Genomic DNA, 12,133 nt, shown 5'->3' with positions numbered 1-12,133 from the left:
TTTGGGCATGCCGCCGGTTATTCGCCGTTTTCGCGCTCGTTTTGTTCGTCCGTCATCAAATCTTCGGCCGGATAGTCCCGGCCCGAACCTTCATGGAGCTGCAGGTTTTCGTAACCGTACGGGCGCGGGCCGTTTTGTCCTTTTCCCCAAGGGGCGCTTTTGCCGATCGATTCGGCTTCCAGGCCCGAGCCGTAAGGGCCCTCCGGAAACTCCTCGGCCGTCAGGTCGTTGCGCTGGGACTCGACGTTGGAAAAGTCGCTGTATTCGGGTTCGGATTTCGATGTCGCCATGTTCTTTCGCACCTGCCTTTCGATGTATAAAAAGTAATGTCTCCGCCTCGTGAAGATTTCATCCCTTTTCGTCGGGTCATTCGGCGATTCCGCCAACCGATTTCGTTGAATTTTATCATTTCCTTCCTTTCCTCCTATTGTTTATCCTATATAATGGGCTTATGTTAGGAATTGCAAAATACAGGCGTACGCGAGAGGGGAGAGGTTTAAGGCATGGTAACGAAAGAGCTGCTGGAGACGCCCTGCATCCTGATCGACGAACAGGTTATGCAGAGCAATATCGGCCGCATGGCCGACATCGCCGCGCGGAACGGGGTACAGCTTCGCCCGCATATCAAAACCCACAAAGTTCCCGAGTTTGCGCTCAGACAGCTTGCTGAGGGGGCATCCGGCATCACGGCGGCCAAAGTGGGGGAAGCGGAGATGATGGCGGCACACGGCATTGACGATATTTTTATCGCCTACCCGATCGTATCCCCGTCCAAAATCAAGCGGATCATTGCTTTGGCGGAAAAAATCCGCATGATCGTCGGCGTCGAAAGCATCGAAGGCGCACGGAATCTCTCCCAAGAGGCTGCGCGGGCGGGAATCACCTTGTCGGTCCGGCTTGAAATCGACACGGGTCTGGCGCGCACGGGGGTGCGTCCGGATGAGGCCGTAGAGCTGGCCAAACGGATTGCGGAGCTGCCGGGGCTCGATTTGAGCGGTATTTTTACGTTTAAAGGCGCGGTGTTCGAAGGAGCAGGGACGCTGGATCTCGAAGCGGCAGGACAGGAAGAGGGTCGCATCATGGTCGAAACGGCGGAGAGGCTGCGCGCCGCGGGCATCGCCATCCGGGACGTCAGCGTCGGCTCCACGCCAACCGCCCCTTATGCGGCAGCCGTGGAGGGCATCACGGAAGTGCGGCCCGGCACCTATATTTTTTATGACCGGATGCTCGCCGTGATGGGAGCCTGCTCCAGAGAAGATTGGGCAGCCAAAGTGCTGGTTACGGTTGTAAGCGTTCCCGCGGAAGATCGGCTGGTCGTCGACGGCGGCAGCAAAACCTTTGCGACCGACGTGCAGCCCGGGCAACCGCCGCTGCATCTGAAGGGTTTTGGCGAAATCGTCGGCCATCCGGATGCCGTGTTCGAAAAAATGAATGAAGAGCACGGCATGATCCGGACGCAAGGCCCGCACGGCCTGCATGTCGGCGACATTCTCGAAATCGTCCCTAACCATATTTGTTCGACGGTCAATTTGCATAACGAGGTTTTTGCGTCGAAAGACGGCAGCATTCGGGCCATCCCGGTCTTGGCAAGAGGGAAACTGGCCTAGCGCAGCGGGAGGGAGAAGAAGATGCTTGATATCGTCATCGAAAACGGAAGGATTGTGGACGGCAGCGGAAATCCGTGGTATTTTGGACAACTGGGCATCAAGGACGGGAAAATCACGCATGTCGGCAGAACCGAAGCCGAAGCTTTGGAGCGGATCGACGCGCGCGGGCAGGTGGTTGCTCCCGGTTTTATCGACGGGCATTGCCACTCCGATCTGCTCGTGTTGGACCAGCCGGACAGCGAGTTCAAGATGCAGCAGGGCGTCACGACGGAAGTCGTCGGCAACTGCGGCCTGGCGCCTGCCCCCTACGTGAACAACCGGGCTGCCGAGCTGAAAAGCTATATCGAGCCCGTCATCGGACGCACGGATTGGCCCTGGTCTTGGGAAAGGATCGAGGAATACATGCAGCATTTGGCGAAGTCTCCCGCGTCCGAAAACGTCTCCACTTACGTGGCGCACGGCGCGCTTCGCATCTCCGTCATGGGGTTCGAAAACCGCCCGGCCACCAAGGATGAGCTCGACCGGATGAAACGGCTGCTGGAAAACGGCTTGAAGGCCGGTGCGATCGGCTTGTCCATCGGTCTGTTATACGCTCCGGGAAGTTATACGCCAAAAGAAGAGCTGGCTGAGCTGTGCAAGGTCGTTGCCGCGTACGGCGGCTTGTTCTCCACCCATATTCGCGGCGAAGGCAACAACCTGCTGGCATCCGTGCGCGAAGTGATCTGGATCGCGGAGCAAAGCGGCGTTTCGCTCCATGTCAGCCATTTGAAGGCGGCGGGCCGGATCAATTGGGGCCAAACCGGGGCCGCGATGGAGCTGATCGACGAAGCCAGAAGCCGCGGGATGGACGTCACTTGCGACGTGTACCCGTATTCCGCGGGCTCGACGACGCTGACGACGGTGCTCCCCCCATGGGTCCTCGAAGGCGGAATCGAAGCGACGCTGGAGCGGATCGCCGATCCGGCCATCCGGGCCCAAATCAAGCAGGAGCTCCGGGAAGAACAGACGACTTGGGACAACCTCGTATGCTCGACCGGCTGGCAAAGCGTGTTCGTGTCCTCCGTGCCTTCCGCGGCAGGCAGGCTGCTCGAAGGGAAGCATATGCAAGAGATCGGCGAGCTGTGGGGCATGGATCCGGAAGATGCGGCGCTGGAGCTGCTCCGGAGGGAAAACGGGCAGGTATCGATCGTGTATTTCCATATGTCGGAGGAAGACGTGCGGGAAGTTATCCGTTACGATTATTCCCTGGTGGCGTCGGACAGCTTAGGCTGCGTCACCGGCAAACCGCACCCCCGTTCCTACGGCACATTTCCGAGGCTGTTCGCGGAGTACGTCCGAAAGAACAAAATACTTACGCTTGAGCAGGCGGTACGCAAAGTAACATCGTTCCCGGCCCAGCGGTTCAAGCTTGGCAAACGCGGGCTCCTCGTTCCGGGGTATGCCGCGGACATCGTCATTTTTGACCCGAACCGCATTTCCGACACGGCGACTTACCAGGACCCCATCCGGCATCCCGAGGGGATTTCCGCGGTGCTCGTCAACGGCCGCAAAACGATGGAGCATCGGCATCATACGCATGAACGGCCGGGCGTTTTTATCCCCGTCCAGCATTGCTGCCGGCATGAATTGGAACGGTAAATGCAAACAGGTTCGTATCGAAGCGCAAGCTAAATTTAAAAGGGAGATGACCATCATGGCAAAAATCGAAAAAATTCTCGAAGAAAAAGGGATCGTCTTAGAAAAGGTTCCGACTCCGGTAGCGGAATACGTTCCGGCCAAAACCGTCGGCAACCTCGTGTATACCTCCGGCAACGACTGCCGCGTCAACGGCAAGCTGAAATATACGGGGAAAGTGGGCAGCGACCTGACGGTGGAGCAGGGGTATGATGCGGCGCGCCAGGTGATGATCAACCTGATTTCCGTGCTGAAAGAGCATTTGGGCGATTTGGACCGGATCAAACAGGTGGTAAAAATGCTGGCCTTCGTCAATTCCGCGGACGGATTCGTCGAACAGCCGTACGTCATTAACGGGGCTTCCGAGCTTCTGGTCGAAATTTTCGGTGAAAAGGGCAAACACGCGCGTTCCGCGATTTCCGCGAATGAGCTGCCTTTTAATACGCCGGTAGAGATCGAATTGATCGTCGAAATCGAATAGAATTTAGATAAAAATGTTAATTCCGAACAATGGACATTATTTGGCGATTTAATATTCGTTTTTTATATTGACAATTTTCGCGCGTCTCCCTAGAATAAATGATGTAAGAAACGACAATACATCATCATTTTTTTCGTATAATCCCGGGAATCGGCCCGGGAGTCTCTACGAGATCACCGTAATGATCTGGCTACGAAAAAGAAGGGATGCGGATAACCTGCATGCGCTTGGCACACCTTATTCGTAAGGCTGTTTGTCAGGACGTGCACGGGTAGCGATCTCTTCCTTTTGCATAATGCCTGCGGATCTGTAACGGTCTGCGGGCCTTTTTTTGTCGTCCTGACACATTTTCTAAGGGGGATTCTGTAAAAATGGAGCGTTTCTTTAAGTTAAAGGAACACGGAACCAATGTAAGGACAGAAATCATTGCCGGTCTGACGACCTTTATGGCCATGGCATACATCCTGTTCGTCAACGGGCTGTTTTTGGGCGAAGGCGGAGCCGGCATCCCGAATGAGGGAGTATTTTTTGCGACGGCTGTGGGAGCGGGCTTGGTAACGATCCTGATGGGATTGTTCGTCAACATTCCGATCGCTTTGGCGCCGGGCATGGGGCTTAACGCTTATTTTATGACGGTGGTGCTCAGCTCGAACGGCGCGATCACTTGGCAGGCGGCACTGGGCGCCGTATTTATCTCGGGTATCGTATTTCTCATTTTGACCGTGACGAAGGTTCGGCAGATGCTGATGACGGCCGTTCCGCAAAACCTGAAAAACGCGATTACGGTCGGCATCGGTTTGTTTATCGCGATCGTCGGCTTTAAGCTGAGCAACCTGATTTCCATTTCGGTCAATGCGGGCACGGATGCCAGCAAGCCGGTCGGCGGCGCGAACTTCAACTTGATGCTTAGCGACTTCTTTACGCATAAAGATGCTCTTCTAGCTTTGATCGGTCTGTTGTTTATCGCCGTCCTGATGGTGCTGCGCGTGAAAGGCGCCTTGCTCATCGGGATCGTCGTAACGACGTTGATCGGCATTCCGATGGGCGTGACGGACCTGAGCGGCCTGGCGCATGCCAATTGGATTCCTTCCTTTACGAATCTGGCCGTAGGTCAATTGGACCTTAAGGGCGCTCTTCACATCGGTTTGTTTGATATCGTATTTATTTTCACGTTTGTCGAATTGTTTGATACGTTCGGAACATTGGTCGGTACGGCGACTCGCGCCGGTCTGATGAAAAACAAGGAAAAAGGCGAAAAAACGATCGGGAAAGCCATGCTGGTCGACGCCGTCGGCGTCAGCGCAGGCGCGGTTTTGGGTACGAGCACGGTGACGGCTTTCGTCGAAAGCACCGCCGGCGTCGAAGCAGGCGGACGGACAGGCCTGACGGCGGTCACGACGGGCGTGCTGTTCATTTTGTCCCTGTTTATCGCTCCGCTTGCCCTGGTGGTTCCTTCGGCGGCAACGGCACCGGCGCTGATCGTCGTAGGCGTGCTTATGATGAGCCAAGTCCGCAACATCGAGTGGGATGATTTCTTTGAAGCTTTCCCTGCGTTTTTGACGATCATTTTGATGCCGTTCACCGGCGGGATTGCGAACGGTATTTCGGCCGGGATTTTGTCCTACGTCATTTTGGCGATCTTCGCGAACATCGCGATGAAGCGCAAAGTGAAAATCCATTGGCTGATGTGGGTGCTTGCGGTCATCGTTATTTTCCGTTTCGTGTTCCTGGGAACAGAATAAATATTATATAGTAGAAAAAGGGTTGCTTTCCTTCGAGTGGAGAGCGGCCCTTTTGTTTGTTTTGCTCATCTTGCCGTTATCGAATGTCCTTTGGGTTTCTTTTCGATCGGGCAGCTGCTTAAAAATTTTACCTGGCTCATTGCGTCTGGCTTTGGACGTACCGGGGTGATGTCGGTTACAGCACGGTTTTGGAGAATGAAAAGTAAAATGAATCATTTAGTTTTTTTTAAAAAAGGTTGCATTATGTTTCTGTACATGGTATATTCTAATTCCGGCCAAGAAAACATGATGTTGCGACCACGAAATGGGATGAACAACATTGATGAATTCGAAGCAAGCAGTGCTTCAAAAAAAGATTTTAAAAAGAGCTTGCATAAAACAGTCGGACATGTTATAATATAAAAGTTGTCGCCGATAAGAACTTCGACGATGGCGAGTGAAGTTTGATCTTTGAAAACTGAACAACGAGTGAGATATGAGGTTTCGGCAACGAAACCGAAACGCGAGATCATCGGGTTCGTGACAACTGTCCGGATCGGTGGTCGAGCATAAATGAGAATTAATATAATGAAATTTCCGATTAGGCTTTGCTCAATCGAAAAATTCATTATTTCTCGTCAGATTCAAAATGAGCTAAGAGCTCTTTCGAAGATGCGGATTGAAAATGATCGACTCAGCCGAGTTTGACCCATTTTCAATCGTCGGTCGAACGAAGTTCGACCTTTCTTGGAGAGTTTGATCCTGGCTCAGGACGAACGCTGGCGGCGTGCCTAATACATGCAAGTCGAGCGGACTTGATGAGGAGCTTGCTCCTCTGATGGTTAGCGGCGGACGGGTGAGTAACACGTAGGCAACCTGCCCGTAAGACCGGGATAACTACCGGAAACGGTAGCTAATACCGGATAATTTATCGCTTCGCATGGAGTGGTAATGAAAGACGGAGCAATCTGTCACTTACGGATGGGCCTGCGGCGCATTAGCTAGTTGGTGGGGTAACGGCTCACCAAGGCGACGATGCGTAGCCGACCTGAGAGGGTGAACGGCCACACTGGGACTGAGACACGGCCCAGACTCCTACGGGAGGCAGCAGTAGGGAATCTTCCGCAATGGGCGAAAGCCTGACGGAGCAACGCCGCGTGAGTGATGAAGGTTTTCGGATCGTAAAGCTCTGTTGCCAGGGAAGAACGTCGGGTAGAGTAACTGCTATCCGAGTGACGGTACCTGAGAAGAAAGCCCCGGCTAACTACGTGCCAGCAGCCGCGGTAATACGTAGGGGGCAAGCGTTGTCCGGAATTATTGGGCGTAAAGCGCGCGCAGGCGGTCACTTAAGTCTGGTGTTTAAGGCTAGGGCTCAACTCTAGTTCGCACTGGAAACTGGGTGACTTGAGTGCAGAAGAGGAAAGTGGAATTCCACGTGTAGCGGTGAAATGCGTAGAGATGTGGAGGAACACCAGTGGCGAAGGCGACTTTCTGGGCTGTAACTGACGCTGAGGCGCGAAAGCGTGGGGAGCAAACAGGATTAGATACCCTGGTAGTCCACGCCGTAAACGATGAATGCTAGGTGTTAGGGGTTTCGATACCCTTGGTGCCGAAGTTAACACATTAAGCATTCCGCCTGGGGAGTACGGTCGCAAGACTGAAACTCAAAGGAATTGACGGGGACCCGCACAAGCAGTGGAGTATGTGGTTTAATTCGAAGCAACGCGAAGAACCTTACCAGGTCTTGACATCCCTCTGAATCCTCTAGAGATAGAGGCGGCCTTCGGGACAGAGGAGACAGGTGGTGCATGGTTGTCGTCAGCTCGTGTCGTGAGATGTTGGGTTAAGTCCCGCAACGAGCGCAACCCTTGATTTTAGTTGCCAGCACTTTAAGGTGGGCACTCTAGAATGACTGCCGGTGACAAACCGGAGGAAGGCGGGGATGACGTCAAATCATCATGCCCCTTATGACCTGGGCTACACACGTACTACAATGGCCAGTACAACGGGAAGCGAAGTCGCGAGACGGAGCCAATCCTATCAAAGCTGGTCTCAGTTCGGATTGCAGGCTGCAACCCGCCTGCATGAAGTCGGAATTGCTAGTAATCGCGGATCAGCATGCCGCGGTGAATACGTTCCCGGGTCTTGTACACACCGCCCGTCACACCACGAGAGTTTACAACACCCGAAGTCGGTGGGGTAACCGCAAGGAGCCAGCCGCCGAAGGTGGGGTAGATGATTGGGGTGAAGTCGTAACAAGGTAGCCGTATCGGAAGGTGCGGCTGGATCACCTCCTTTCTATGGAGTACCTCGCTTCTGAGCGAAGCGGTACAAATATGATCTCACTCGTTGGTCAGTTTTGAGAGTTCAAACTCTCGCATACGATTTCCAGAACTTGCTTGGTGACAAGAAGTGCTGTGGATGGTATGATATAAGTCCGGTTGAAAAACCGGAATTTGAATCAAATTTTCATTCACACATCCGTGATGAACCGAAAAATTGATTGTTGATCCTTGAAAACTAGATAACGAAACGAATTTGCGTTTTAGAAATATCCTTTTCTGATGATTTTAAATTTGGCTTCGCGTCAAATTGAAATTCATCATAGCTGCTTGTGTCTTACATGTAAGACCAAGTAATGAAGGTAGCAGACGAGTGTTTGAATCGAAGAGCGACTTTGGCTTTGTGCGAAGCACAAAACAACGGAGCGAAGCGAGGCAAACAGGAGTCGAAGGTTAAGCTACTAAGAGCACACGGAGGATGCCTAGGCGCTAGGAGCCGATGAAGGACGTGGCGAACAACGATACTGCCTCGGGGAGCTGTAAGCAAGCTTTGATCCGGGGATGTCCGAATGGGGAAACCCGGCTGATGTAATAGTCAGTCACTCGCATCTGAATACATAGGATGTGAAGAGGCATACCAGGGGAACTGAAACATCTAAGTACCCTGAGGAAGAGAAAACAATAGTGATTCCGTCAGTAGCGGCGAGCGAACGCGGATTAGCCTAAACCGGTCAGCTTGCTGGCCGGGGTTGTGGGACGTCTCACATGGAGTTACAAAGGAACTGGTTAGGCGAAGAGGTCTGGAAAGGCCCGGCATAGAAGGTAAAAGCCCTGTAGCCGAAAGTCAGTTCCCTCCGAGACGGATCCCGAGTAGTGCGGGGCACGTGAAACCCCGTATGAATCTGCCAGGACCATCTGGTAAGGCTAAATACTCCCTAGCGACCGATAGTGAAACAGTACCGTGAGGGAAAGGTGAAAAGCACCCCGGAAGGGGAGTGAAATAGAACCTGAAACCGTGTGCTTACAAGAAGTCAGAGCCCGTTTTAGGGGTGATGGCGTGCCTTTTGTAGAATGAACCGGCGAGTTACGTTCCCGTGCAAGGTTAAGGTGAGAAGCCGTAGCCGCAGCGAAAGCGAGTCTGAATAGGGCGAATAAGTACGTGGGCGTAGACCCGAAACCGTGTGATCTACCCCTGTCCAGGGTGAAGGTGCGGTAACACGCACTGGAGGCCCGAACCCACGAATGTTGAAAAATTCGGGGATGAGGTGGGGGTAGCGGAGAAATTCCAATCGAACTCGGAGATAGCTGGTTCTCCCCGAAATAGCTTTAGGGCTAGCCTCGGTTGTACAGTCGTGGAGGTAGAGCACTGATTGGGTGCGGGGCCCGCAAGGGTTACCAAGTTCAGTCAAACTCCGAATGCCATAGACTGATTGACCGGGAGTCAGACAGTGAGTGCTAAGATCCATTGTCAAAAGGGAAACAGCCCAGACCATCAGCTAAGGTCCCCAAGTGTGTGTTAAGTGGGAAAGGATGTGGAGTTGCACAGACAACCAGGATGTTGGCTTAGAAGCAGCCACCATTTAAAGAGTGCGTAATAGCTCACTGGTCGAGTGACTCTGCGCCGAAAATGTAACGGGGCTAAACACACCACCGAAGCTATGGCTTGAATCGACTTCACTGCTTCTTTGAGGTAGTGAGCCTGAGATGAACATTTATGTCAGACTTGAGATGAAATCAAGGATGACCAAATGCTCTCAGGGGTTAAACACACTTCGAAGGCGGAGTGAAGTCGATTCAGGGGTAGGGGAGCGTTGTATGCAGCGTTGAAGGTGTACCGTAAGGAGCGCTGGAGCGTATACAAGTGAGAATGCCGGTATGAGTAACGAAAAGATCAGTGAGAATCTGATCCGCCGAAAGCCCAAGGTTTCCTGAGGAAGGCTCGTCCGCTCAGGGTAAGTCGGGACCTAAGGCGAGGCCGAAAGGCGTAGTCGAAGGACAACAGGTTGAAATTCCTGTACCACCGTAAACCGCTATGAGCGATGGGGTGACGCAGGAGGGTAGTGACGCAGACTGATGGATGTCTGTCCAAGCAGTGAGGCTGATGTGTAGGCAAATCCGCACATCGTTAAGGCTGGGCTGTGACGGGGAGGGAAAATTATAGTACCGAAGGTCATGATCTCACACTGCCAAGAAAAGCCTCTAGCCAGGTGAAGGTGCCCGTACCGCAAACCGACACAGGTAGGCGAGAAGAGAATTCTAAGGCGCGCGGAAGAACTCTCGTTAAGGAACTCGGCAAAATGACCCCGTAACTTCGGGAGAAGGGGTGCCCCGGTAGTGTGAATAGCACGAGGGGGCCGCAGTGAAAAGGCCCAAGCGACTGTTTAGCAAAAACACAGGTCTGTGCGAAGCCGTAAGGCGAAGTATACGGGCTGACGCCTGCCCGGTGCTGGAAGGTTAAGGGGAGCGGTTAGGGAGTAATCCCGAAGCTGTGAACCGAAGCCCCAGTAAACGGCGGCCGTAACTATAACGGTCCTAAGGTAGCGAAATTCCTTGTCAGGTAAATTCTGACCCGCACGAATGGCGTAACGACTTGGGCGCTGTCTCAACGAGAGATCCGGTGAAATTTTAATACCTGTGAAGATGCAGGTTACCCGCGACAAGACGGAAAGACCCCATGGAGCTTTACTGCAGCTTGATATTGGATTTGGGTACGATCTGTACAGGATAGGTGGGAGCCTAAGAAGCATGAGCGCCAGCTTGTGTGGAGGCGACGTTGGGATACCACCCTGATCGTATCTAGGTTCTAACCTGGTACCGTGATCCGGTACGGGGACAGTGTCAGGCGGGCAGTTTGACTGGGGCGGTCGCCTCCTAAAGAGTAACGGAGGCGCCCCAAGGTTCCCTCAGAATGGTTGGAAATCATTCGAAGAGTGCAAAGGCAGAAGGGAGCTTGACTGCGAGACCTACAAGTCGAGCAGGGACGAAAGTCGGGCTTAGTGATCCGGTGGTACCGCATGGAAGGGCCATCGCTCAACGGATAAAAGCTACCCTGGGGATAACAGGCTTATCTCCCCCAAGAGTCCACATCGACGGGGAGGTTTGGCACCTCGATGTCGGCTCATCGCATCCTGGGGCTGAAGTAGGTCCCAAGGGTTGGGCTGTTCGCCCATTAAAGCGGTACGCGAGCTGGGTTCAGAACGTCGTGAGACAGTTCGGTCCCTATCTGTCGTGGGCGTAGGAAATTTGAGAGGAGCTGTCCTTAGTACGAGAGGACCGGGATGGACGTACCGCTGGTGCACCAGTTGTTCCGCCAGGAGCATGGCTGGGTAGCTACGTACGGACGGGATAAGCGCTGAAAGCATCTAAGCGTGAAGCCCCCCTCAAGATGAGATTTCCCAGTATGTAAGACCCCTTGAAGACGACGAGGTAGATAGGTTGGAGGTGGAAGTGCAGCAATGCATGGAGCTGACCAATACTAATCGGTCGAGGGCTTATCCTAAAAGCTTTCTGAAAGAAAGCTCGCTACGGAAGCATATGCTTTATTAAAACGCAAACGTTTCGTATCTAGTTTTCAGGTGATCAAACATCTGAATGATTTTGAAGCTGCAAATCCTTTTAGAGGATGGATATTTTGCTGGTGAGTGATCTCCGAAGCAAAAGCAGCGCAAAAATCCTGTTTGGTGGCGATAGCGGAGGGGTTCCACGCGTACCCATCCCGAACACGACCGTTAAGCCCTCCAGCGCCGATGGTACTTGGACCGAAGGGTCCTGGGAGAGTAGGACGCTGCCAAGCGAAGGACCACTGTTGATGAAACATTGACAGTGGTTTTTTTGTCCCCATCTGTGGATATCTTTGCGAAATTGGAAATTTTCATCCACAAGCTCATCCGAGTTTTGTTCTGGAAAATGGACTTATGCACAGAAAAATAAATCGAATTTTGTAAATTTGGAGATTCTCACAAAAAGTTCTCCACAAATTCACAAATTCATCCCCATAATACACAGATTCATGGCATGAAAGGTTCAAAACGTCGATATTCTCAAATTTTTATTCACATTATGAATAACGAACTTTTGAAAGCGTTTAAAGGTCGTCCTGTAAGTTTGCGAACTATCCTTTGAAGCTAAGCAGTAGCGGAAATACCGATATCCACATAAAGCCTAGAAGCCCGTCAAAGCATATAGTTTTGGCGGGCTTTTCTATCCTCGCCATCCTCACGAACTTCCTTGCATGCTTGAATTCCGTCTATTTGGGGCATCATGACATCGAGCATGATCGGATCTGACCGGATGGCCCAGCAAGGGAACTTCCCTGAACATGACGGCGATTACGCCGCTTTGAATAAAATAAAAACTAGGAGTATGCTT

At 52.6% G+C, this 12,133-nt stretch carries 6 protein-coding genes, 3 rRNA genes and 1 riboswitch; of the genes, 8 read left to right on the top strand and 1 reads right to left on the bottom strand.

Annotated elements, in window-relative coordinates:
* Positions 1 to 17: 17 nt before the first annotated feature.
* Positions 18 to 290, bottom strand: a complete 273-nt coding sequence (locus NYE48_RS23535) for a hypothetical protein (RefSeq protein ID WP_341000146.1) — start codon at positions 288 to 290, stop codon at positions 18 to 20.
* 213 nt (positions 291 to 503) lie between these two features.
* Between NYE48_RS23535 and NYE48_RS23530 the strand changes: the two genes are divergently transcribed.
* From NYE48_RS23530 to rrf, 8 genes are all read left to right on the top strand, one after another.
* Complete coding sequence (locus tag NYE48_RS23530) at positions 504 to 1,607, top strand: alanine racemase (RefSeq protein WP_341000145.1); 1,104 nt, start codon at positions 504 to 506, stop codon at positions 1,605 to 1,607.
* A 21-nt stretch (positions 1,608 to 1,628) separates the two neighbouring features.
* Complete coding sequence (locus tag NYE48_RS23525) at positions 1,629 to 3,245, top strand: N-acyl-D-amino-acid deacylase family protein (protein ID WP_341000144.1); 1,617 nt, start codon at positions 1,629 to 1,631, stop codon at positions 3,243 to 3,245.
* Between the two features lie 55 nt (positions 3,246 to 3,300).
* Complete coding sequence (locus NYE48_RS23520) at positions 3,301 to 3,762, top strand: RidA family protein (protein WP_036707512.1); 462 nt, start codon at positions 3,301 to 3,303, stop codon at positions 3,760 to 3,762.
* 113 nt (positions 3,763 to 3,875) lie between these two features.
* Positions 3,876 to 3,975: riboswitch (purine riboswitch) on the top strand.
* 158 nt (positions 3,976 to 4,133) lie between these two features.
* A complete protein-coding gene (locus NYE48_RS23515) occupies positions 4,134 to 5,504 on the top strand; it encodes an NCS2 family permease (protein ID WP_212950114.1) in 1,371 nt (456 codons plus the stop codon).
* Positions 5,505 to 5,540: 36 nt separating this feature from the next.
* The gene (locus NYE48_RS23510; protein WP_341000143.1) at positions 5,541 to 5,906 is read left to right on the top strand and encodes a hypothetical protein; all 366 of its coding nucleotides are present in this window, start codon (positions 5,541 to 5,543) and stop codon (positions 5,904 to 5,906) included.
* Positions 5,907 to 6,227: 321 nt separating this feature from the next.
* Positions 6,228 to 7,781 (top strand): 16S ribosomal RNA (locus tag NYE48_RS23505).
* A 435-nt stretch (positions 7,782 to 8,216) separates the two neighbouring features.
* A 23S ribosomal RNA gene (locus NYE48_RS23500) occupies positions 8,217 to 11,264 on the top strand.
* Between the two features lie 177 nt (positions 11,265 to 11,441).
* Positions 11,442 to 11,558: ribosomal RNA gene (rrf, locus tag NYE48_RS23495) — 5S ribosomal RNA — on the top strand.
* The 16S, 23S and 5S rRNA genes sit together here, the layout of an rRNA operon.
* Positions 11,559 to 12,133: the final 575 nt, after the last annotated feature.

Origin of the sequence: Paenibacillus sp. FSL M7-1455, from assembly GCF_038004655.1 — a bacterium.
GTDB lineage: Bacteria > Bacillota > Bacilli > Paenibacillales > Paenibacillaceae > Paenibacillus_AQ > Paenibacillus_AQ cookii.
Note: the sequence above shows the minus strand (reverse complement) of the source record. Positions and strands in the feature narration are given on the sequence as shown.